The sequence below is a fragment of the Sorangium sp. So ce836 genome (assembly GCF_028553905.1).
Taxonomy (GTDB): Bacteria; Myxococcota_A; Polyangia; order Polyangiales; family Polyangiaceae; genus Sorangium; species Sorangium cellulosum_D.
Genome location: NZ_CP102233.1, coordinates 9,672,269 through 9,694,383, shown reverse-complemented (window position 1 = coordinate 9,694,383; position 22,115 = coordinate 9,672,269). Strand labels below are relative to the sequence as shown.

Below are 22,115 nucleotides of genomic sequence, written 5' to 3'. Positions count from 1 at the left end.
GAGGGCTGCGCGGCCTTCGGGCGTGTCCTGACCGGCCTTCACGACGAGCGTCCACGAGGCCTTGTCGAACCGATCGTCGGGCATGGAGGCTCCTGGAAGCGTACACGGCACGCAGGAGCCCTGAACGGATCCAATTGTCAGAGATTGCCGCAGGTATAGGGATCGGGCGAGGTCGTATCGAGGCACGCGCTCCACCAGAGGGGCGCCGTGTCGGCGGTGGCCGTCCAGAGGCTCCTGACGTTGAAGCTCCAGCGCGAGCTCGCGCCCACGGTCGTGAACTCCTTCGTGGAAATGGAGGCGATGAACCAGCTCGAGCCATCGCCCGGCTGCAATGCGCTCCATCCGGAGAGGGGCGTCGGGCCGAAGACAGCCCCGCCCCCGCCAGCGCCCGAGGTGTCCGGGAAATACCGCGGCCCGCCCCCCCTCGCGACGGGGACCCAGGTACATCCGAAGCCGCTGCATTGCTTCTCTTGGATGAAATAGCCGACCCACTGGCAGGTGCCCGTCTGGGGGGCAGTGCAGGTGGACCGCTTGACCGAGACGTTGATCTGGTAGGTCGATTGGTCCTGGAACAGCGGAGCGGGCATCACGCCGGTCTTTTTCTGGCACCAGGTCTTGTTGGAGACGCCCGCGCTCGAGCCCCAGGGCCTCAGGAAATGCTCGATCCCCACGGCGTTCGGGAGCCTGCCCTGGTAGTCCTGCAAGGCGCCGCCGTCGTAGTAGAACGGCCGACCATCGGACGGCTCTTGATTGAAGCAAGGCACGTTGCCCAGCATGATGCCGCTGCCCATCGCGTAGGGCATCTTGGCATTGTTGTACTCGGGCTCGACGGTGAAGGCGGGATATCCATTGTACATGGCGCCCCCGACCGCGTACGGGAGGAACGCCCGCGGGGAGACGGCGATGTGGGCCGCGGGGTTCTTCGAGAAAAAGTCCATCGTATCGAGCTCGAAGCTCATCGAGTGGTAGACCCGCTGTCCCTGAGGGTCGAGGTAGGCGTTGTCCCCCCGGACCGCGGCGCCGTTCATGATCTGGTCGAGCTGATTGCCGATCACCGTCCCGTTGCCGACAGGCGTCGCGTCCCCGTAGTCGCAATACGGACCGGCGCAGACCGTGAGGTAGTGGAGGATCGGCGCCGTTTGCGCGCCCCATACCGGGCCCGAGGCCGAAAAGCCCTCGAACGTGTAACTGTTCCATCCCGGAAACGTGTCGACCCCGGCGAGCGCGGTCGCGGGAGAGAGCGCGAAAAGGCTGCAGGCGACAGTGACCGCGAGCCGGGCGAGAGAGGAATGGGGCGATATGCTGTGAGACATGACACCTCCGGTGCTCACGTCTACAGCCAAAGCCACGCAACGTCTACAGCGAAAGCTGCGCAACGTTATTACGGCCGCCGCAGCGCCCGGCGGATGTGCGGCTCGGCCGCGCACCTCGTCGACCACGTCCTGCCCGACGTGCCCGTACGGGATTGGGGGCTCACCGCAACGGCGCCACACACCACTCGATGAGGGAGGGCGCAGCCGTCGCGTCGTCGCCGGCCTCACGCCCGGTCATGCGCGGCGCCCTGCTTGCGGAACGCGCCGGGCGGCACCCCGTGCTCGCGGTGGAAGGCGCGGTTGAAGGCGGACACCGAGGTGTAGCCCACCGCCTCGGCGATCTCGGTGAGCGGTCGATCGGTCTCGCGCGCCAACCTCGCGGCCTCGTGCATGCGCGCCTGGGTCAGGTACGCGAGCGGGGAGAGACCCACCTCGGCCACGAAGCGGCGCGCCAGCGTGGGCCGCGAGGTCCCGAGCTTCGCCGCCAGCGTCGCGACGTCCCAGGGCGCGGCGAGGTCCTCGTGGAGGCGCGAGAGCGCAGCGGCGACGAGCGAATCGCGCAGCGCGCCCAGCCAGCCGGCGCCGCCGGAGGGCTGATCGTCGACCCAGGCGCGGAGGAGCTGCACGAAGAGCACGTCGAGGAGCCGCGACACCACCAGGGATTGGCCGAGATCCGCGCGATCGTGCTCGCGCGTCAGGCCGGCGATGGTCTCGGCGAGCTCGGGCCTTCCGCGCGTCTTCTTCGCCGGGATGTGGACCAGCTCGGGCAGCACGCGCAGCGCCGGGTGGCGGGCGCCGGGGACGTCGAACGCGTACACCCCGCAGAGCACCTGCGTCTCCGCGCCCTGGCCGTCGCCGAGGCGCATGCGGTGGTCGACGGCCCCGCGCGCCGCGAGCCACGCCGCGAGCGGTATCCGCCGGCTCCGCGCGTGATCGGCGAGCGCGTGCGCGCTGCCGCGCGGCAGGAGCACCACGTCGCCCGGCCCGAGCGCGACCCGCTGCTCGCCGAGGAAGAGCCAGCACGTGCCGGCCGTGACCAGGTGGAAGACCGCGCCCGCGGACGCGTCGAAGCAGAGCCCCCACGGCGCCCGCGCCGACGAGTGGCAGTAGATCCGGCCGCGCAGGTGCGTCAGCTCCAGCACCCTTCCCAGCACATCGTGCACCGCGCCCTCGTTCATGGACCGCCACGGTAGCAGCCTTCTCCCGAACGATCGCGCCGTGAGCGCTTCAGACAAAACATCGAGAGCCGGAGCGATGGCTCGTGGCGGCGACGATCCCTACTTCTCTCGCATCGAACGGCTCGCGCACCGCAAGGGTGGCGATGCCGTATCGGAGGAGGCGGATCGTGAAGCGTGAACCTTTGGAGCAATCGTCGTCCTGGAAGCCCACCTCGCCGTCGTTCATCCTCGGCGCGCTGGGCGGCGCATTCATGCTGTTCCTCGCGGTGCGCGGCTTCGCCCAGCCGGTGACGGCGGCTCAGGGCTTCGGCCTCCCGCTCCTCGACGTCGGAGACGCAGTCTTTCTCCACATCAAGGCGGGCCGCGATCTCGGGATCGGCCTCATGTTCGTGGGTCTGCTCGCGCTGCGGATGCGCACGGCGCTCGGCGTCGTCACGCTCGCCTCCAGCGTGATGCCGCTCGTCGACTGCCTGGTGACGAGCACGAGCGGCCGTTGCAGCATCCCCTACGCGCTGATGGTCCACGGCTCCGCCGTCGTCTACTGTGTGGTCGCCGCCGTGGTCATGCTGTGGACGCCGCGCCCCGTGCTGGAGCCGCACGCGGCGCTGGAGCGTTGAGCGGCGCGGCGGGCAGCTGCCGCGGCGCCGCTTGCTACGTGCCGCGTGCCCTCTTCCTGATGACTCTTGATGGTGTTTACCTGCCAGCGTTTATCGATCATTGCATCGGCGCAGGCGCAGGCGCGGCGTCCGGTGCGGGCGCAGGTGCAGGCGCCGCGTCCGGTGCGGGTGCAGGCGCAGGCTCGGGGGCCGGCGTGGGCGCAGGCGCCGGCGCGGGCTCCGGGGCCGGCGTGGACACCGGGGCTGGCGCGGGCTCCGCCTTGGCCGGCGCCGGCTTGCAGGGCACGCAGGGCGGCAACCCTGGCACCTTCGAGCCCACGGCATAGGAGAGCGTGAGCAGGATGTTATTCTGCACCTGCCAGGCGTCGACGAGCTGCGGCTGGCGCACGACATGGAGCTGGTAGTCGAGGGACGCCCACTCCACGAGCTTGAAGGAGAGCCCCCCGACGATGTCGACGTTCATGAGGTCCAGCGCGCCGCGCTCATCGCCTGCGTCCAGATCCGAATACACGATCGGCAAGAGGGCGGCGATGCCCGCCTTGTACGTGATCTGCTTGTCACGGAGCGCGCCCGAGGCCTCGACGACAGCCTCGGCGCCGAGCTGGCTATAGCTCGAGAGCTCGCTCACCTCGACCTCGGGCGTCCCGTCGTCGTCCCCCAGGGCGAGCACGCCCGACGCAATGACCTCCTGCGCGCCAGCGCCGGCGCGCGCCTCGACGAGGACGGACTCCCGATTGACAGGCTGGACGAAGACGCCAAGCGACTGCTTGAGCGTCACCGGCTGGAACGGATCGCTCAGGTGAAGGCGCGTCCCGGTGATCGCCTCGGCCGTCCCGTCCGCGTGCGTGATCGCATAGGTCGTCGGCGCCGAGCGCGGGTCGCTGCCAGGGAACATCTGCGTATCGAGGGCGAAGCGGCCGAACGGCCCGAACCAGGGCACGGCGTGGTAGAGGTAAATCGCCTCGAAGGCGAGCGCGTCGCGCGTCTTGACCCAGGCATCCAGGGCCGGCGTGCGCGTCACGCCAGCGCCAGCCCCGAGCGTCGCGCGGAGCTCATGGGCGGCCTTATTGAAGTCGAGGGAGCCCTCCAGAACGAAGCCTGCGGATACGCCTGTCCCGTCTGCCTGCCCGACGACGCTGCGATTGTTGGCCAGGTGGAACGTGCCGCCGAGGAGCAGCCCCGGTGACCAGCCTTCCACGCGCCCCGGATCGGTCGCGGGCGCGTCGACGTACGTGGTCTCCACGGAGGGGGCCGACTGCGCAGAGGCTCCGCGAGCGAGGAGACCGGCCACGGCGCACGCTGATACTACAAGCCCGAAGCGTTCTGAAGAGATTTTCATGGGAGATCCTCGGCGATTGTACTGAACTAGGTGCAAACGCGGGGTCTATAGCACACAAAGCGTTTGACGAGGGTCGAACGTAGAAATAACTCAGAAGAGATCGGCGCCGTCGAGTGAACGGCTGGGTCTCACGTGAGCTCACCTCGCCCGAGCCCCTCTGTCACGAACGATGCTGCTTGGAGGAGATGGGGCCACGGCCGCTCCTCTCCAGTCGCTTCTCCAGTCGCTTCCAGTCGCTCGTAGTCCAGTCGCTCGTAGCGCCCCGCCCGCCTGCGCGCTTTTCCGGAGAACGGGTCGATCGCTTCAGGATCCCGGTGCGCAGAACGAACACGATGTCCGTCGACGCGACGCGGTCGGGCGTCCTCGATCGGCCTCGTCGCGATCGGCCCCGCGGCTGGCAAGCAGAGGTTCGATCTCTGCCCACGACCCGTCATCGATCAGCGACATCCAGCGCCGGATCCTCCGCTCCGAGCAGGCAAGGTCAGCGGTCGCCGCGACCTTCGAATGGCACGGCGGATGCGAACGACGGGGCATGTCGATCCCCGTGCTGATCGTAGGCGCCGGGCCCACCGGAATGACGGCCGCTCTGGAGCTCTCGCGTCTGGGTATCCCGGTGCGCCTGATCGAGAAGGTGCCTGCTCCGCCTCCGGCTGCGGCTCCGCCGCCCGAGCGGTCCCGGGCCATCGGCGTCCAGGCCCGGACGCTGGAGCTGATGGAGATGCGGGGGTTGTCGGAAGAGATGCTGCGGATCGGCCATCCAACCGCCGGGGTCAGCGTCTACGGCGGCGGAAAGCGCCTCTTTCACCTGGACTTCAGCCACATCGACAGCCGGTATCATTACCTCCTCTTCATCTCGCAGATGGAGACCGAGCGGATCCTCCGCGAGGCGATCGAGAAGCTCGGCGTCGCGATCGAACGCGGCGTCGAGCTCGTCGGCTTCGAGCAAGACGCGCGGACCTCCGACCCGAGCCCGGTCAAAGCCACGCTGCGCCACCCGGATGGCAGGCTGGAGCAGGCGCAGGCGCCCTGGCTCATCGACGCCGAGGGCGCGCACAGCGCCGTTCGGGCCACGCTCGACCTTCACTTCGAGGGCCGGACGATGGACGAGACGTATGCGCTCGGCGATCTGCACGTCGACGGCGACCTCGCCGAGGATGATTTTCATATCTTCTCCACGGAGTACGGCTTCATGGGACTGTTCCCGCTGGGCCACCGGCGCTTCCGCATCATCGCCGGCGTGCCGCCGAGCAAGGTGCGCAAGGACGCCGCCCCGGCGATGGCGGACCTACAGGCGATCTACGACGAGCGCTCGCCCGTCCCTGGGCGCTTCAGCGACCTGCGCTGGGCCTCCTGGTTCCGCATCAACAGCCGCATGGTGCCGCACCTCCGGGTTGGCCGCGTGCTCCTCGGCGGCGACGCGGCGCACATCCACAGCCCGGCGGCCGGTCAAGGGATGAACACCGGCATCCAGGACATGATCAACCTCGCCTGGAAGCTCGCCCTCGTGATTCAGGGGCAGGCCCCGGAGGCCCTGCTCGACACCTACGAACAGGAGCGTGTGCCGGTGGCGCGCTACGTCCTCCGCAAGACCGAGCGGATTACGGACCTCATGACGTCCCGCCGTCCCGTCGTCCGCGGTCTGCTCCGTCACCTCGCCCCCAGCCTCGGGGGAGTCCGGCCGCTCCAGCGGATCGTCCCATTTCGAATCAGCCAGGTCGCGATCGCCTATCGCCGCAGCCCGCTCTCCGCGCACCACGGGCGTGCCGGCCGACTGCGTGCCGGCGATCGCGTGCCCGACCTGCCCGTCCTGAGCCTGGTCGGCCACGGCGATGCCTGGCAGGAGAGACGGCTGTTCGGCCTGCTCGATCCATCCCGATTCACGCTTCTGGTCGTGCACCCCGAAGCCTCCGACGCAGCGAGCGTGGACTGGTGCGAGGCCGTGCGGCCGTGGCCCGCCATCCGTGTCGTCGGGATCGCCCCCCTATCGGACGACGCCGCCCGCGCGCGATTTCACGCGATCTTCGGCCGATCGAGGGGCGTGCTCCTGGTGAGGCCCGACGGCTACGTCGGGTTCGTCGGCGACAAGAGCGCGTCGGCCAGGCATCTCGAATCCTATTGCCGGCGGTGGCTCCGCACGTGGCAGGAGGCCCGAGCTCTCCAGCAGCAGGCGGCGCTCGGGTGAGCGCAGAGGTCCACCACGCGCTCGCGCACGCGCTCGCGCACGCGCTCGCGCAGGCAGCGCTCGACCCGAGGGAGGGCGCGCCTCGCGCCGCGCGGACCTCGTCCGCCCATCATGGGAGTCGTGAGACAATGAACTCGTCACCTGCAATCAAGCTGCTCCTCACCGACGTCGACGGCACCCTCGTCACCTCGGACAAGCGCCTCACCGATCGCGCCCGCGCGTCGGTCGAGCGGTTGCGCTCGGCCGACGTCGGGCTCGCCATCATCAGCGGTCGCCCGCCGCGCGGGATGGCGATGCTGAACGGACCGCTCGCGCTGGCGACGCCCATCATCGCGTTCAACGGCGGCATGTTCGTGACGCCCGATCTCGCCAGGGTGCTCGAGCAACGCTGCCTGCCGGTCACCGTCGCCGAGGAGGTGGTGACGGCGCTCGCGAACGCCGGCCTGGACGTCTGGGTCTACCGTGGCAGCGACTGGTTCATCCGCCGCCGCGACGCGCCGCACGTCACGCGCGAGGAGCAGACCGTGCAGTTCGCGCCCGTCGTCACCGACGATTTCGGCGGCGTCCTCGAGAACGCCGTCAAGATCGTCGGCGTCAGCGACGACCTCGCCCTGGTAGCGCGCTGCGAGGGCGAGCTGCGTCGACGCTTCGGAGCGCAGGTGTCCGCGGCGCGATCGCAGCCTTACTACCTCGACGTGACGCACCCCGAAGCGAACAAGGCGGCGGCGCTGCGGTGGCTGTCGCGCACGCTCGGCGTCCCGCTCTCGCAGGTCGCCTGCATCGGCGACATGCCGAACGACGTGCTCATGTTCGGCCTGGCGGGGCTGAGCATAGCGATGGGGAACGCGAGCCCCGACGTGCAACGCTGCGCGCGCCACGTCACCACGTCGAACGACGACGAGGGGTTCGCCAGCGCCGTCGACCGGTTCGTCCTCGGCGCGCGCGCCGACCCGTCACCGCGATCTGGTCAGCTTCAATGACCCCGAAAGCCAGGAGGGCCTCATGTCTCCCGAACAGTTCGACATCCTCATTCTCGGCAGCGGCGCCGGCGGAAAACACGTGGCCTGGGACATGGCCCCGCCGGGGAGCCGTACGGCCGTCGTGGAGCGGGACCGCCGCATGATCGGCGGCGCGTGTCCCACCACCAATTGCCTCCCGAGCAAGAATGAGATCTGGAGCGCCAAGGTCGCCGACCTGGTCCGCCACGCGGCCGCGTACGGCACGATCACCGGCCCCTTCGCGGTCGACATGGCGCGCGTGCGGCAACGCAAGCGCATCATGGTCGAGGCGCAGATCGCCCGCCATCTGGCGCTCTTCCGCGCGAGCGGCGCCGACCTGATCATCGGCGCGGGACGGTTCGTCGCGCCGAGGACCCTCGAGGTGCGATCCGACGGCGAGACACGCGTGCTGAGGGGCGACCGCGTGTTCCTCGACCTGGGGACACATGCCACGATCCCGGACGTCCCCGGCCTCTCGGCCGCGGGACCGCTCACGCACGTCGAGGCGCTGGAGCTCGACAGGCTCCCCGAGCACCTCATCGTGCTCGGCGGGGGCTACGCGGGCCTCGAGTTCGCGCAGGCGTACCGTCGCTTCGGGAGCCGCGTCACCATCCTCAGCCGCGGGCCGCAGCTCGCCCCTCGTGAGGACCCCGACGTCGCCGGGGCGCTCCGCCAGATCTTCGAGGGCGAGGGGATCGAGGTGCTGCTGTCGGCCGAGCTGCTGCGGGTGCAGGGCCGGTCCGGCGACCATGTCAGCCTGCGCGCGCGCACGCCGGGCGGCGAGCAGACCATCGAAGGGAGCGATCTCCTGGTCGCGGTGGGGCGCACGCCCAACACGGCCGGGATTGGCCTCGAGAGCGCCGGCGTCGAGCTCGACGCTCAAGGGTACATCAAGGTCAACGAGAGGCTGGAGACCACCGCGCCTTCTGTCTGGGCGATGGGCGAGTGCGCCGGCAGCCCCCAGTTCACCCACGCCGCCATCGACGACTTTCACGTCGTCCGCGACAACCAGGCCGGGGGCCGCCGGACCACGCGCGACAGGCTCATCCCCTTCTGCATGTTCACCGACCCGCAGCTCGCCCGCGTCGGCCTGAACGAGCGCGAGGCAAGGAGCCGTGGGGTCGAGGCGCGCGTCGCCACGCTGCCGATGAGCGAGGTGCTGCGGGCAGCGACGACCGGCGAGACGCAGGGCTTCATGAAGGCCCTCGTCGACGCGCGGAGCGACCGCATCCTCGGCTTCGCCATGCTCGGCGTGGAGGCCGGGGAGGTGGTCGCCGTGGTGCAGACCGCGATGCTGGCCGGCATGCCCTACACAGGGCTGCGAGACGCCATCCTGGCGCACCCGACGATGTCCGAAGGCCTCGGCGCGCTGTTCGCAAAGGTGCCGGCCAGGTCCACGCGCTAGGTCCTCCCCCCGGAGACGTCAGCTCGTCCGGGTCGCCGGGCCGCCGCCGGGCCCGGCTGTCCCACGGTGAGCGCCCGGCGGGCTGCCAGGGTCAGCGGCAGAAGAGGAGCCTGCAGTTCCCGGACTGGCACTGGTTGTCCTTCGTGCACGCCGCGCCTCGGCCGCGCTTGTTCACGCACTCGCCCTCGTTGGTGCCCCAGCCGCAGAACTGGTTCGCGCCGCAGTGCGCGTCGTTCCGGCAGAGGCAGGTCTGGGTGAGGTCGCCGCAGCGGTTGCTCGGGCACTCCTCGTTCACCCGGCACCCCTGGCCGATGGCCTTCGATCCGGGCGTGTAGCACCAGCCGGTGCCGGCGATGAACCCGCCGCAGCGGCCGGACGCGCACTGGCCGTCGCGCGTGCAGATCGCGTGATCGCCCTTGTCCGGCACGCACTCGTTGTCGCCCCCGATCCCCGGCGTCTTGACCGCGCAGTAAGCGACGCTGTCGTCGCAGTCGGCGTCGTCGTTGCAGACGCAGCGGCCCGGGATCGCGTTGCAGGCGACGGCGGTGCACTGGCCGCTCTCGCACTCCTCGTTGAACCTGCAGCTGCCCCCGAGCTCCTGGAAGCCGGGGCAATACGCGGCGCCGCACTTGGTGGGATAGGCGAGCTCGCGCGCCTCCGCGGGGACGAACGGCGCGACGCCGCTCTCGTCCATGTCGGCGGCGGGGTCGGCCATGCCGGCGCGCGGGCCGTGGGCGCGCTCCCACATGCGGAGGAAGGACTCGGTCGAGGAACGCAGGCCCGTCGTGTCCACGCCGAGGCGTTCCAGGTCGGCCACGAGATCGGGCAGCATCCCCTCGTGGGCGAGGCCCTTCTCGTCGAACTCCGTTCCCAGGGGGCCGGGCCCCTGCTCGCGCTGCTCCCAGGCCTGGCAATCGGCCTCCGCCCGGAACGCCGCCGAACAGGCGCCGTCCTCGCCGAAGCGCGGCCGTGTCTGCTGGATGAAGCCGTTGAGATCGGCCCCGAACGCCATGGGGACCTTCAGGCCGAGCCGCCCGTAGTCGTAGGCCTGCGCGAAGGAGCGCGAAGATCCCTGGCAGCTGTTCTCGACCGAGCTCCGGGTGTACTGCTTTGTCTCGTCGTGCGCGGTGCGCAGGCCGAAGATGCCGCCGGTCTGCCGGAGCATCCGGATCACCCGCGCCGGCGTGGACTTCTCGGCCTCGGCCACCTTGGGGCCCATGATCTCCCGGAAGTGACCGTGGGAGATGTACATCGGGTAATAGTCGCGCGCCCGCGCCAGATCGAAGACGCGGTCGACGCCTCGCTCGGACATGTGGGCGACGTCGATCAGCATGCCTCGGTTCATCATCTCGCCGACGAGCTGCTCGCCGAGCGGCGTGAGCCCGCGCATGTTGTTGCAGTTCGCGTCGACATCCATGCCCAGGGTGACCCCCGCGAGGGTGGCGCCGCAGTCGGTGTCGATGAAGCAGCTCTCGGTGTACTGCGCGAACTGGAAGATCGGGTTGTGCAGCGCCGCCCCGGCGAAGGCGTTGTCGACCTGGTGCACCGGCTGGAGCGTCCGGACCCCCAGGGCGTGGTACTTGTCGAGCTGCGCGCGCATCCTGGCCGCGTCGACGTCACGACCGAACAGGTGGCTGGCCTCGATGGACAGGACCACCGCCAGCTTGCCCGCCCCGATGATCTGCCGGGCGTGCGCGGGCGAGAGCGCGATCTCCATCCAGCCGGCGTTCCGCGCGGCCAGCGCGTGGGTCATCTGGAGCTGGAGGTCGACGTCGGCCATCTCGTCACAGGCCCGCTCGCGGTTCTGCGCCGGCAGGATCGAGCACAGCCAGTCGTAGCTCACCGCCGACATGACGATGAGGCTCAGCCCGCGATCGTGGGCTGAGCGCAGCCAGCTCACGTGACCTTGCTGGTGAGCGATGGTGTCCCAGCGCGGCCAGCCCTCGGAGAAGCGCTTCCGCTGGAGGTGCAGCCCGGTGTCGCCCTGCGTCCCTTCGGTCTTGCCTATCGCCTCCGAGCCGAGGGCGCCGCCCCCGATGCCGAGCAGCGCCGACAGCGCGCCGTTGCTGGCGAAGTCGAGCATCGTCGACTGAGGGCAGCTATCGAGCAGGCCGCTGAGGTCCTGTCGAACGCGGGCGTGGTCGCTCGCGGGCATGCCGCCGTCGCAGTCGTCCAGGGCGCCGGGGCCGTCGTGCTTGCCGTGCAGCCATCCGCCGCCGAACGCCTCCTCGGACATCATGTGGAAGTGCAGATCCGCGAACCCGCTCACCGGGGACGCGGCCAGCGCGGCGAGCGCGCCCGACGCGGCGGGCCCGGCTGCCGCCGCCTCGGCGGAGAGGTCGCTCCGCGCAGGGAGGGGGAGCTCGGCCATCTCGTCTTGCCCGCTGCCCGAGGGCAGGATCGCGGCGTCACACCCGCAGGCCAGCAGGGCGGAGACGGCCAGCGCCGCGGTCGCGAACGGGCTCGCGCGGCGCCGGCGGGGCGCCGCGCCGGGGAGGGCGGATAGGCCAAGTCGTGAGAGGTGGTCGTGGCTGGTCATCGCTGTTGCGGCCGGAGGGGTTCGAGTGAGCTTGTCCCCGGCTTACGCGCAGGATAGCTGCGCTGCCATCGATCGGACGCCGCGACAGATTTACATTTCGCGACACGCTCTCATAATGCGCCATCGTGCCCGTCCAAGGTTCGGCGTCGACGGAGTTCCTGCGCGTCCTGGCGACGGCGGCGGTGAAGGACGGCCTCGAGGTCGACGACGTGCGGCGCGTGATGGCCGTGCCCGGCGATCTGCTGGAGAGGCGGGGCGCCCGGATCCCCATCGCGCTGGTCCGCCGTGCCTGGAGCGGGCTGACGGCGCGGGCGGCAGACCCTCTCCTGAGCTTGCGCGCTGCCCGCAGGCTCCCGCCGGGCAGCCTGGACATCCTGGACTACCTCGCGCAGACGAGCACGACCGGGGCCGAGGCGTTCGAGCAGCTCACGCGGTACCTTCCGCTGCTCGCGGACGCCGGGCGCGTCTGGACCGAGGTGGATCGGCGCTCCTTCCGGTTCCGCCACGCCGCGCCCGGCGGCCTGCCCTCGCTCGCGGAGCTGCTGCTCGGGCTGATCGCCGAGCGCGCCCGGGCGATGTTCGGGCCGGCGTTCGCGCCGCGCCTCGTCCGCTTCGCGCACGCGCCCTCGTCCACGGCGAGCGCGTACGAGGAGGTCCTGGGCGCCCCGGTCCAGTTCGGCGGCGACTTCGACGAGCTCGTCTTCGATCGCGACATCGTCCGGGCGCCGGTCTCCAGCCACGACCCGGCGCTCCGGGGCATCCTCGTGGCGCAGGCGGAGGAGGCGCTCTCCCGCGTGCACCTCGACCTCCGGGCAGCATCCTCGCTCGATCGCGAGTTCGTGCCGGCCTTCCGGCACGCCCTGGCGCTGGCGCTCGACGCGGGCGACCCCAGCATCTCGCGCATCGGGGAGAGCTTCGGGATGAGCGCGCGGACACTGCAGCGCCGGCTGGCCGCGGCGCGCGTGAGCCACCGGGAGCTCCTGCAGGAGCTGCGGCTGGAGCGGGCGCGGCAAGCGCTGGCCGCCGCCCAGCCCAAGGCGGTGTCTCATGAGCTCGGCTACTCGAGCCCCAGCGCCTTTCATCGCGCGTTCAAGCGGTGGACCGGGCTGACCCCTGGCGCCGTGGCCGAGGGCGGCGCCTCGCCGCCGGCGGGTGGGGGCGGCCGCAGCGCGCTGCCGGGGGCGGGGGGGAAGCCGTCCGCCGGCGCGTGAGCCGTGGTGTAGGGCCGGGTGGTCCTGGCCCCTCGTACGCTGTCGCCCGCCCTCGGGAACGGCTCAAGGCGCCGCGCGATCCATCACGATCGCGCGGGACGCGTCGTCGAGCTCGATGTCGGCGTGGGGGATCTCGCCCGTCAGGCTGCCGAGCCAGAGGGCGATGAGGCGCGCCTCCTTGTCGTGCAGCTCCTGTCCGAGCTGGTGACGCGCCATCCTCCGCACGGCCTCTTCGAGCGAGGATACGGACCCGTCGTGGAAATACGGCCCCGTCTGAGCGACGTTGCGCAAGCTAGGCACCCGGAAGACCATCCAGTCCACGTCGTGCCGCGTGACCTCGTAGCGACCCCGGTCCTTCGTGTCGGGCCACGGCTTCACGAGCCCGGCCTTCTGGTACATCGTCGCGCCGACGTCAGGACCGAAGTGGCAGGAGATGCACCCGACGTCGACGAACAGGTTGAAGCCCTCCTTCTCCTCGCCGCTCAGCGCGCCCGTGTCCCCCTCGAGGAACTTGTCCCAGCGGCTGTTCCGCGTGAACAGCGTCTTCTCATAGGCCGCGAGCGCCCGCGTGACCTTGTCGAACGTGACGGTGTGCGGCGGATCGGGGAACGCCTCGGCAAAGGCCCGCGCGTAGCCTTCCGACGAGCTCAGCGCCGCCTCGACCCGCTCGGGCGTCGACGCCATGGCGCGCGGCGACGCCAGCACCTCCTTCGCCTGATCCACGAGGTTGTCCTTCCGGCCGTCCCAGAGCAGCGCGAAGTAGTTCGCGACGTTGTAGATGCTCAGCGTGTTCCGCGGGGGCTCGCGGTCGTCGCTCCCCCGCGATAGCTTCCGCCCGTCCACCCCCCAGGTCTCGAGCGGATGACACGAGCTGCAAGCGATATCGTGGTTCTTGGACAGGCGTGGATCCTGAAAGAGCATCCGGCCCAGCCTGATCTGCGCCGCGGTGGACGGGTCCGGCGGCGTGGCCGGGCCGGCGGGCATGGGCGCGAAGCTCGCGAGCCGCTCCGGGGCGATCTCCGAAGATAGCGCGTGGATCGGCGGCGCCTTGCGCGAGAGCGCCCAGCCGAGCGCGGCGGCCGCGACGATGGCGGCGCCGAGGAGAAGGGTGAGGCGCCCCTGGGACGCTCGCGCGGCTGCGCCGCGGGGCGAAGCGATCCGCACCTCCGGCTCCAGGGTGCCCGTCGACGTGACGAGCGGTGGAGCCGGCGCGACGAGCGGTGGAGCCGGCGCGACGAGCGGTGGAGCCGGCCGCGCCGCGGGAGGCAGCGCGCCCGGCGGCAGCCGCTGCGTCGCGTCCTGGTCCTCTCGGGCCGTCCACCCGCCACCTGCCGGGACCTGCTCCGCGGTCGGATCGAGCGACAGCGCCCAGGAGTCGGGCGGCGCCAGGCAGCGGCGGATGCGCTCGACGGAAGCGCCGGATGCCGGGGTCGCGAACGGCTCGAGCGCCCGGGCCAGCTCGGCGACCGTCTGCGGGCGCAGGCGTCGATCCCTCTCCAGGCAGCGCAGGATCGCGTGCTCGATGCCCGCCGGCACGCTGATGCCCCACGCGCTGAGGGGCTCCGGCGGGACCGCGAGGCTCGCGAGCAGGCGCTCCGGCGTCAAGCCGCCCTCGAAGGGGCGGTGCCCGGTGATGAGCTCGTAGAGGATGACGCCGAGCGCCCAGATGTCGGCGCGCGCATCGGCGCATTTCAGGCTGAACGCCTGCTCGGGCGCCATGTACGGGATCGAGCCCCCGGCCAGGCTCGAGCTCGTGATGCTCCCCTCCGCATCCTCCGTGTCCGCGAGGGTGCACTTCGAGAGCCCGAAATCGAGCACCTTGACGACCTCCTCGCCGCCCTCGTCCCTCGCCAGGAACAGGTTGGCCGGCTTGAGATCGCGGTGGACGATGCCGCGCGCGTGGGCCTCGGCGATCGCCTCGCAGACCTGCAGGACGAGGTCGACGGACTCGGCGACCGGAAGGCGGCCGCGCGCGCGGAGCGCCTGCCGCAGGTCGAGCCCCGTGAGGCGCTCCATCGCGAGGTACGGCGTGCTCTCGTCGATCAGGCCGGCGTCGAGCACGCGCACGACGTGCCTGCTCTGCAGCGACGCGGCCACCCGAGCCTCGCGCAGGAAGCGCGCCAGGGACTCGGGAGATCGCATGCAGCTCGGGAGCAACAGCTTCAGCGCGACAGGCTGCTTCAGCGCCAGGTGCTCCGCGGCGAGGACGACCCCCATCCCGCCTCGCCCGAGCACGCGCTCGACGCGGTACCTACCCGCGATGACCTCGCCCGGCTCCGGGACTCCGGCGATGGATGCGTCCATGTCCTCTCGACGAACCGATGAGATGGATAGACAGCCGCCGCCCGGGCTGCAGCGGCGCTGCAGCGGCGTGGCGCGGCGTCCGGGCCGGGAACATGGGCGAGTCGACGACCGCTGGCAAGGCGAGGACAGCCGCCTTGACGCGCGGTGGCAGGCGAGCTGAAACGAGGGACAGCCCGCGGAGCATGAGGCTGCGCGGGCGTCGAGGGGCGCGGTCCAGAAGCCCGAGCCGTCGGCCTAGCAGGCCGAGGTGCCCGCGCCCCCGCACCGGCACGAAGTTGCTTGATCGCGCAATATGGCCCGACGGCCCATCCCCACGATACTCCTCGATATCGGACCTCTACCCCTCTCGACGTCGCTTCCTCCAGGCTCTCCCGGCCCGGCGGACCTCTCCTCTGGAATGCGATGTGGACCGGGATTGGTCCGGCCCTTGCTCGAGAGCTCGCGCACGGCGCCGAACGAGAGGGTCGGGCGGGCCGCGAGATACATCGCTCATCTACACGGCGGAGATCGCCGTGACGGGAGACCATGTCGAATCAGGGCTATGTGGCTGGTGGTCACGAGCTCGGCACCTCCGAACCCACGGATCTGACGAAGCTTGAAAGCGGCGCTCTTGCGCGAGGCCATCACTCTTATGTTGAAGTCGGCCGCCGTGGCGAGATTATCTCCGATTGCAAGCTCGGGAAGCGATATCGCTGGCCCGCGACGGATCCTCGACAGCAGCAGCGGCGCGTGCGTGTCGCGTCCGAGGCCGATGCGCGCATGGTGAAGCGGGCGTCCATCACGCCGCACTTCAGTCCGCGCTCGTTCTTCGAGGCGAACAGAGGCAATCCAGTCGACCTGCAGGTCCTCGAGCTCCTCAACCACAGGGCGTTCCAGTTCAACTCGCGGCGCCGGTTCCGCGAATCGCCCGTCTGGCGGGAGCGAATCAGCGCCGCCTGCAAGGACCAGCGCCCGGTCGAGATCGTCGTCCCGGTGTTTTGTGTGGTCGCCAACCCTGTGAAGAGGCTCCAGTCAACCGTGGCCACCGCGGCGGAGGACGTCTCTCTCCTTCACCTGGGGAACCTGGCCAATCTCGTGTCCGAGGTATATGCCCCAGGAGCGGTCTTCCACGTCGTCACCGACAGCACGTTCTACAGCATGCCGTTCCAGGTGACATCGGTCGAGGCGCAGCGATATGTGAGCCTGCTTCGCGCTCGCGTCGCGGCGCTCGAGCTGTCGGCGAGCGTTCGCATCCACGACATGTCGGACGTCCTCGCAGAGCACGGCTCCGCGTTTTATCGGCGCTTCGAGGGCCGGCGGCAGGAGTTCTTGAACAACGCCTTCGCGGACGGGATATCGCTGGACAGCTATGAGGGCTGGCTCTCCAGCATGAAGGCCAGCATGAACACGCGCGACCTGAGCCTCTCGTACGATAAGCTGCGGGACACCTTTGGCGCCGAAGGGGGCTCCCTCAGCGGCGCGCTCGATGAGCGCGCCCGCAATGCGCTCGCGGAGTACAGGGCGCTCAAGGCCGCCGCCGCCGATCTACAATGGGAAGAGCGAGCTTTCCCCGGCGCGATCCGGGCGACGATTCACAGCAAGAACATCCCGGTGCTGGGCCTGCGAATCTACCCGGAGTACAAGTTCCGGTCCACGCTCCTTCCGTACCACGGCATCGGAGCGATCTCGTCCTCGGAGGAGACGGGCCGCTGCGTCTTGAAGATAGAGCCCGAGATGTTCCTCTGTGGAGATCCGGAGTATACCAGAGTGATCGACAGCCAAGGAAAGACGTTATTCTACCACAGGTCGTCGGACCAGTAGGCGGCGTTCGGCTCCGGCACAAGGAGCCCTGGGGTCCTGGGAACAGCTTGAGAGCGTCGCGCGACGCCCTGGGCAGTGCGCATGAAGATGGAAGAGCTGGACGAGCAGGTCGTTCCCCTCTCGCGAGCCGGAGGAGTCACGAGAAGCGACGAAGAGCCAGGCAGGAAAGCAGGGGTAGATGAATCGGTGGGCGGCCGAAACACGCGCGTGCTGGCGGTCTGCCAGGCGCTGTACACGTCGTCGCTGTCGATCGATCTGACGCTTACAGGGCTCGTCGGGTACACGATCTCCACAGACAAGTCGCTCGCGACGCTCCCTTTTTCGCTCATCACGGTCGCGGCAGCGGTGACGACGGTGTTCGCGTCGCTCCTGATGAGGCGCATCGGGAGGCGAGCGGGCTTCATGCTCGGGGCGACGGCCGCGTCCATCGGAGGCGCGGTTTCCGTGTGGTCGATAGTTCATCGAAGCTTTCCGGCGTTCTGCCTCGGAACCTCGCTGGTCGGAGTTTTCCAGGCTTTTGCTCAGTATTACCGGCTCGCCGCCGCAGACGCGGCCGGCCTCAGCTCGAAGGGGCGCGCCATCTCTGTCGTGCTGACAGGCGGCGTCGTCGCGGCTGTCGCGGGCCCCGTGATCGCCAACTGGAGCAAGGATCTCCTGCCGTCTGTGACGTACGCCGGCTCGTACCTGGTCGTCACGGTGTTCGGCATGCTCTCGCTGGCGTTGCTCGCGTTCGCGTTCCATGACGACGGCGCGCGTCGACCGGAGGGGGCGGCGGAGCAGCCGCGATCCGGTCGCCCCCTCGGGCAGATCGTGCGCCAGCCGGTCTTCGTCGCTGCGGTGGCCAACAACGCGCTGGGCTATGCGGTGATGATGTTCGTGATGACCGCGACCCCCATCGCCGCGGTCGGGTGCGGGCATACGATCGGCAGCGGCGCGCACATCATCCAGTGGCATATGGTCGGCATGTATGCGCCATCCCTGTTCGCGGCGCGCCTGCTCCGGCGGTTCGGCGTGCTCTCCTTGGTCTTCGCAGGGATCGCCCTGTCCGCGGCGTGCGGAGGGCTGGCGCTACACTCGACCGACGTGCAGTACTTCTATGCGGCGCTCGCGTGCCTCGGCGTGGGGTGGAATTTCATGTTCGTCGGCGGCAGCACGCTGCTCGCCCACTCGTACCGTCCAGGGGAGCAGGCCAAGGCGCAAGCGGTGAGCGAATTGACGACGTTCGTCTTCTCGGCCTTCGGCTCGCTCTTCGCTGGTCAGGTGCTCGCCCGCTATGGTTGGGGAGCGGTCAACGTGGCGATTTTTCCTCCTCTCGCGCTGGCTGCTCTGGCGACGATGTGTTCGGGCTGTCGGAGCGCCGGAGAGCGCCTGCGTCCGGTGGATGACCGCCGCCATGGGCGCCGACAGCGCGCCATGGCGGCTCCGAAGCGGCCCGCCGCTTGCTTGGCTCGAGCCGTGGCGGGCTATCGCGCGTGCGCGATGCTGCGCGCTTTCGGCGATGTCCAGCTTTTACGGCTGGTGCCGTGTCCTTTCGACGTTTCATCGGAGCATTGTAGGGGGAATCCATGAACCGCAAGCGATGTGAGCTCTGCACTGTCGTCCTCTTCGTCTTCGGCTGTGGCCTGTTCGGGTCCGCCGCGTGCAGCACCGAGGACATAGCCGATCTCTCTGGCCGGGACAGGGGCACGCCCGAGCAACAGGGACCGGTGGTCGTGTCGGACGCGGAGATCGCGGCTGTCGTATCGGCTGTCAACGCGAGCGAGATGCGTCGAGCCCAGGTCGCCTTGCAGAGCGCCCAGCTCCCGGCGGTGCTCGATTTCGCGAGGGCCATGTTGCACATGCACAGCGAGGCGGAGCAGCGCCAGTCCGCCTTCTTCGCGCAGCTCGGGATCTCACCTCGACAGAACCCGGTAAGCGCGGCGCTCGTGGCCGACGCCACCGCCTTCACGGCCTCCTTCAGCGCATCGGACGGCTCCTTCGACCGGAAGTACATCCTCACGGAGATCAAGGCGCACTCGAGCGGGCTCTCGCTGATCGACGAGCAGCTCCTGCCCCGCGCGCAGAGCCCGGAGGTCAGGGCGGAGCTCGAGAGGTTCCGCGCCACGGTGGTGGCTGCGCACCTCGCGAGCGCCGAGCAGGTCCTCCGGTCCATGGGAAGGTGAGGCGCTCTCCGGCGCCCCCTGGACGCCGGTGACGTCGGCCTGCGCGCCGGTGACGTCGGCTCCCTCGTGCCACCAGCCCAAGCAGCCGACCGATCGCCTCGTGGACGCCCGGGTGCCACCTCATCCGCCCAGGGCCACGGCGTGGCTCAGGGCGCTGGCAAGCTCGGCAATCACGGCGACCCGAGGCGGCGAGTCGGCCGCCGTCGGCTCCCCGAGCCGGGGGTTCGCCAGTTGGACCCGGCGGCTGGACCCGGGTTGGGGCCATCACTACCGAGGGGGATCCGGCGTCACGCTCGCCGAAAACGCCGGCGGAACGCACCGACCGCGCCGGATCGCCACCGCAAATTTCTCCCTGGGCGACGCGGCGCTCGCCGCGGGCCGCGCTGGCGGGCGCGCGCGGCCGCCGATATTTACCGGAAGCGCACGCGCACACGTGCTACTGCCCGCCCCGCTGCGATGATCACGCTCGAAAAACTCACCAAGCGGTACGGTCCAAAAATTCTCTTCGAGAACGTCTCGATGCGCTTCGATCCCGGCAAGCGGTATGTGCTCGTTGGCGCGAACGGAGCGGGCAAGTCGACGCTCCTCAAGATCATCTCCGGCGAGGAGGAGTCGGATCAGGGCACGGTCGAGATCCCGAAGCAGCTCCGGGTCGGGGTGCTCAAGCAGGACCATTTCGCCTACGAGTCCTGCCGCATCCTCGACACGGTCCTCATGGGCAACCGGGCGCTCTGGGACGCGATGCAGGAGCGCGATCGGCTGTACGAGGTCGAGATGACGGACGAGGTCGGCATGCGGCTGGCCGAGCTCGAGGGGACGATCGGCGAGGAGGACGGCTACACCGCCGAGGCGCGCGCCTCCGAGATCCTGGAGGGGCTCGGGATCGCGACCGCCCGGCACACGAGCACGGTGAGCACCCTCGCGGGCGGCTACAAGCTCCGCGTCCTCATCGCTCAGACGCTCTTCGCGGGCGCCGACGTCCTGCTCCTCGACGAGCCGACGAACCACCTCGACCTCGACTCGATCCGCTGGCTCGAGTCGTACCTCACCGAGACCTTCCGCGGCACGCTGCTCGTCGTGAGCCACGACCGGCACTTCATGAACGCGATCGCGACGCACGTCGCCGACGTCGATTACCAGACGGTCCAGCTCTACACGGGCGACTACGACGACTTCATCGAGCAGAAGACGACGGGCAAGCGCCAGTCCGAGGCCGACGCCGCGCAGAAGAAGAAGAAGATCGCCGAGCTCAAGGACTTCGTGGCCCGCTTCGGCGCGAGCGCGAGCCGGTCGAGCCAGGCGCAGTCGCGCGTGAAGGAGATCGAGAAGCTCGAGGCGGGCATCCAGGTGAAGCGCACGAGCGTCGTCCGGCCGTACATCAAGTTCGAGATCGAGAAGCCGTCCGGCCGCGACGTGCTGCGCGTCGAGGGGCTCGCGAAGAGCTTCGGCGATCTGCGCGTCCTCGAGAAGCTCGACATGAACCTGAACCGCGGCGACAAGCTCGCCGTCATCGGGCCGAGCGGCATCGGCAAGTCGACGCTCCTCAAGCTCCTCGTCGGCGAGCTCACGCCCGACGCGGGCACGGTCACGTGGGGCCACGACACGAGCGTCGGCTACTTCGCCCAGGACCACCACGAGGCGATCGAGCCGGGGTTCACGGCCTACGAGTGGCTGTACCGCTTCGACCCGAGCGCGACGAAGGAGCACGTCCGCTCGGTGCTCGGAAAGCTGCTCTTCAGCGGCGAGGCCGGGCTCAAGAAGACGGAGAACCTGTCCGGCGGCGAGGCGGCGCGCCTGTTCCTCGCGAAGCTCATCCTGGTGAAGAACAACGTCGTCGTGCTCGACGAGCCGACGAACCACCTCGACGTCGAGAGCATCGACGCGCTGCTCCAGGCGCTGGTCGAGTACAAGGGCACGGTCATCGTCACGAGCCACGACCGGCATTTCGTGGGCAAGCTCGGCACCCGCGTGCTCGAGCTGTCGTCCCGGGGGCCGCAGCTCTTCAACGGGACGTACGACGAGTTCCTGGAGGGGCCGGGCAACCCGAGCGCCTACCAGGGCGCCAAGGCGTCGTAGCCAGGGCGCCGTTGCGCCACGCCCGGCGGGGGCGCGGCGCCTCGGGGCGCCTGGCCGCCGGCCTGCGTCCCGCCGGCGCGCTGGTAAGGTTGGGCATGTTCTCCGCCAGGCCTCCCGGGCTCACCGCCGACGAGCGCGCCCGCTTCGCTCGCGACGGCTTCCTGGTCATCGAGGGCTTCGTGCTCCCGGCGCAGTGCGACGCCCTCAGGGCGCGCGCGGCCGAGCTCGTCGAGGGCTTCGATCCCGCGGAGATCTCCATCTTCTCGACCCGGGATCAGGCGCGCTCCACCGACGCGTACTTCCTCGGCTCCGGCGACCGGATCCGGTTCTTCTTCGAGGAGGAGGCGTTCCTGCCCGACGGCTCGCTGCGGCAGGCGAAGGCCTGCTCGATCAACAAGATCGGCCACGCGCTCCACGATCTCGATCCGGTCTTCGCGCGCTTCTCGCGGGCGCCGGCCCTCGCGTCGGTGGTGTCGCATCTCGGGCTCGCGCGCCCGCTCCTTCTGCAATCGATGTACATCTTCAAGAACCCGTTCATCGGCGGCGACGTGGCCTGCCACCAGGACGCGACGTTCCTCTACACGGACCCGCTCAGCGTGATCGGGCTCTGGTTCGCGCTGGAGGACGCGACCGTGCACAACGGCTGCATGTGGGCCCTGCCCGGCGGTCACCGGGGCCCGCTGCGCAAGCGCTTCGTGCGCGACGGCGATGCCGCGAGGATGCTCGCGCTGGACGACACCCCGTTCCCGGCGGTCGCCCCGCGCGCTCCCTATGTGCCGATCGAGGCGCCCAGGGGCACGATGGTCCTGCTCCACGGGCTCTTGCCGCACTGGAGCGGCGCCAACCGGTCCGAGCGCTCGCGCCACGCCTACGCGCTCCACGTGGTGGACGGCGCGTGCCGCTACCCGGAGGACAACTGGCTGCGCCGCGCGCCCGACCGGCCGGCGCGCGGCTTCGAGGCGTAGCGCCGCGGGCGCGGCGCGCGGGTCGG

16 protein-coding genes are annotated in these 22,115 nt (G+C 70.0%); 11 read left to right on the top strand and 5 right to left on the bottom strand.

Features of this window, described 5'->3' with window-relative positions; genetic code table 11:
• Positions 1 to 137: 137 nt before the first annotated feature.
• Positions 138 to 1,313, bottom strand: a complete 1,176-nt coding sequence (locus tag NQZ70_RS35075) for a hypothetical protein (protein ID WP_129578115.1) — start codon at positions 1,311 to 1,313, stop codon at positions 138 to 140.
• A gap of 224 nt (positions 1,314 to 1,537) precedes the next feature.
• Positions 1,538 to 2,476, bottom strand: coding sequence for an AraC family transcriptional regulator (locus NQZ70_RS35070; protein ID WP_237244315.1), 939 nt, complete (start codon positions 2,474 to 2,476; stop codon positions 1,538 to 1,540).
• 55 nt (positions 2,477 to 2,531) lie between these two features.
• Between NQZ70_RS35070 and NQZ70_RS35065 the strand changes: the two genes are divergently transcribed.
• Together NQZ70_RS35065 and NQZ70_RS35060 are read left to right on the top strand one after the other, a co-directional pair.
• The gene (locus NQZ70_RS35065; RefSeq protein ID WP_165373712.1) at positions 2,532 to 2,669 is read left to right on the top strand and encodes a hypothetical protein; all 138 of its coding nucleotides are present in this window, start codon (positions 2,532 to 2,534) and stop codon (positions 2,667 to 2,669) included.
• Positions 2,659 to 3,108: a DUF4267 domain-containing protein gene (locus NQZ70_RS35060; RefSeq protein WP_237244314.1), complete on the top strand. Its 450-nt coding sequence runs from the start codon at positions 2,659 to 2,661 to the stop codon at positions 3,106 to 3,108. The genes NQZ70_RS35065 and NQZ70_RS35060 overlap by 11 nt, the downstream gene beginning before the upstream one ends.
• 97 nt (positions 3,109 to 3,205) lie before the next feature.
• On the opposite strand, the gene NQZ70_RS35055 is transcribed toward NQZ70_RS35060, so the two are convergent.
• Entirely contained in the window at positions 3,206 to 4,351 is a 1,146-nt protein-coding gene (locus tag NQZ70_RS35055; protein WP_207217575.1) for a hypothetical protein, read from the bottom strand.
• Positions 4,352 to 4,979: 628 nt separating this feature from the next.
• Between NQZ70_RS35055 and NQZ70_RS35050 the strand changes: the two genes are divergently transcribed.
• From NQZ70_RS35050 to NQZ70_RS35040, 3 genes are all read left to right on the top strand, one after another.
• Complete coding sequence (locus tag NQZ70_RS35050) at positions 4,980 to 6,629, top strand: FAD-dependent monooxygenase (protein ID WP_165374330.1); 1,650 nt, start codon at positions 4,980 to 4,982, stop codon at positions 6,627 to 6,629.
• A gap of 128 nt (positions 6,630 to 6,757) precedes the next feature.
• The gene (locus tag NQZ70_RS35045) at positions 6,758 to 7,609 is read left to right on the top strand and encodes a Cof-type HAD-IIB family hydrolase (RefSeq protein WP_129578111.1); all 852 of its coding nucleotides are present in this window, start codon (positions 6,758 to 6,760) and stop codon (positions 7,607 to 7,609) included.
• Between the two features lie 22 nt (positions 7,610 to 7,631).
• Positions 7,632 to 9,032, top strand: coding sequence for an FAD-dependent oxidoreductase (locus tag NQZ70_RS35040; protein ID WP_129578110.1), 1,401 nt, complete (start codon positions 7,632 to 7,634; stop codon positions 9,030 to 9,032).
• A gap of 91 nt (positions 9,033 to 9,123) precedes the next feature.
• On the opposite strand, the gene NQZ70_RS35035 is transcribed toward NQZ70_RS35040, so the two are convergent.
• Positions 9,124 to 11,571: a membrane dipeptidase gene (locus NQZ70_RS35035; protein WP_129578109.1), complete on the bottom strand. Its 2,448-nt coding sequence runs from the start codon at positions 11,569 to 11,571 to the stop codon at positions 9,124 to 9,126.
• A gap of 125 nt (positions 11,572 to 11,696) precedes the next feature.
• Here NQZ70_RS35035 and NQZ70_RS35030 point away from each other — a divergent pair, with 125 nt between their 5' ends.
• On the top strand, positions 11,697 to 12,782 hold the full coding sequence (locus NQZ70_RS35030; RefSeq protein WP_129578108.1) for an AraC family transcriptional regulator ligand-binding domain-containing protein: 1,086 nt from the start codon (positions 11,697 to 11,699) through the stop codon (positions 12,780 to 12,782).
• A 63-nt stretch (positions 12,783 to 12,845) separates the two neighbouring features.
• On the opposite strand, the gene NQZ70_RS35025 is transcribed toward NQZ70_RS35030, so the two are convergent.
• The gene (locus NQZ70_RS35025) at positions 12,846 to 15,086 is read right to left on the bottom strand and encodes a cytochrome c peroxidase (protein WP_129578107.1); all 2,241 of its coding nucleotides are present in this window, start codon (positions 15,084 to 15,086) and stop codon (positions 12,846 to 12,848) included.
• Positions 15,087 to 15,815: 729 nt separating this feature from the next.
• Here NQZ70_RS35025 and NQZ70_RS35020 point away from each other — a divergent pair.
• The 5 genes from NQZ70_RS35020 (at position 15,816) to NQZ70_RS35000 (ending at position 22,089) form a co-directional block, all read left to right on the top strand.
• Positions 15,816 to 16,886 (top strand): L-tyrosine/L-tryptophan isonitrile synthase family protein, encoded by a 1,071-nt coding sequence (locus tag NQZ70_RS35020; RefSeq protein WP_165374329.1) that lies wholly within the window; start codon positions 15,816 to 15,818, stop codon positions 16,884 to 16,886.
• Between the two features lie 81 nt (positions 16,887 to 16,967).
• On the top strand, positions 16,968 to 18,455 hold the full coding sequence (locus tag NQZ70_RS35015) for an MFS transporter (RefSeq protein ID WP_207217573.1): 1,488 nt from the start codon (positions 16,968 to 16,970) through the stop codon (positions 18,453 to 18,455).
• On the top strand, positions 18,452 to 19,048 hold the full coding sequence (locus NQZ70_RS35010; protein ID WP_129578105.1) for a DUF4142 domain-containing protein: 597 nt from the start codon (positions 18,452 to 18,454) through the stop codon (positions 19,046 to 19,048). Before NQZ70_RS35015 ends, NQZ70_RS35010 begins: the two co-directional genes overlap by 4 nt.
• 456 nt (positions 19,049 to 19,504) lie before the next feature.
• On the top strand, positions 19,505 to 21,124 hold the full coding sequence (locus tag NQZ70_RS35005) for an ABC-F family ATP-binding cassette domain-containing protein (RefSeq protein ID WP_129578104.1): 1,620 nt from the start codon (positions 19,505 to 19,507) through the stop codon (positions 21,122 to 21,124).
• A 95-nt stretch (positions 21,125 to 21,219) separates the two neighbouring features.
• The gene (locus tag NQZ70_RS35000; RefSeq protein ID WP_129578103.1) at positions 21,220 to 22,089 is read left to right on the top strand and encodes a phytanoyl-CoA dioxygenase family protein; all 870 of its coding nucleotides are present in this window, start codon (positions 21,220 to 21,222) and stop codon (positions 22,087 to 22,089) included.
• Positions 22,090 to 22,115 lie beyond the last annotated feature (26 nt).

What these genes read in the sequence shown, in the direction of transcription:
- NQZ70_RS35075 (WP_129578115.1), bottom strand. Translation starts at nt 1,313, where the DNA reads ATGTCTCACAGCATATCGCCCCATTCCTCTCTCGCCCGGCTCGCGGTC.
- NQZ70_RS35050 (WP_165374330.1), top strand. Translation starts at nt 4,980, where the DNA reads ATGTCGATCCCCGTGCTGATCGTAGGCGCCGGGCCCACCGGAATGACG.
- NQZ70_RS35045 (WP_129578111.1), top strand. Translation starts at nt 6,758, where the DNA reads ATGAACTCGTCACCTGCAATCAAGCTGCTCCTCACCGACGTCGACGGC.
- NQZ70_RS35040 (WP_129578110.1), top strand. Translation starts at nt 7,632, where the DNA reads ATGTCTCCCGAACAGTTCGACATCCTCATTCTCGGCAGCGGCGCCGGC.
- NQZ70_RS35035 (WP_129578109.1), bottom strand. Translation starts at nt 11,571, where the DNA reads ATGACCAGCCACGACCACCTCTCACGACTTGGCCTATCCGCCCTCCCC.
- NQZ70_RS35025 (WP_129578107.1), bottom strand. Translation starts at nt 15,086, where the DNA reads ATGGACGCATCCATCGCCGGAGTCCCGGAGCCGGGCGAGGTCATCGCG.
- NQZ70_RS35015 (WP_207217573.1), top strand. Translation starts at nt 16,968, where the DNA reads ATGAAGATGGAAGAGCTGGACGAGCAGGTCGTTCCCCTCTCGCGAGCC.
- NQZ70_RS35010 (WP_129578105.1), top strand. Translation starts at nt 18,452, where the DNA reads ATGAACCGCAAGCGATGTGAGCTCTGCACTGTCGTCCTCTTCGTCTTC.
- NQZ70_RS35005 (WP_129578104.1), top strand. Translation starts at nt 19,505, where the DNA reads ATGATCACGCTCGAAAAACTCACCAAGCGGTACGGTCCAAAAATTCTC.
- NQZ70_RS35000 (WP_129578103.1), top strand. Translation starts at nt 21,220, where the DNA reads ATGTTCTCCGCCAGGCCTCCCGGGCTCACCGCCGACGAGCGCGCCCGC.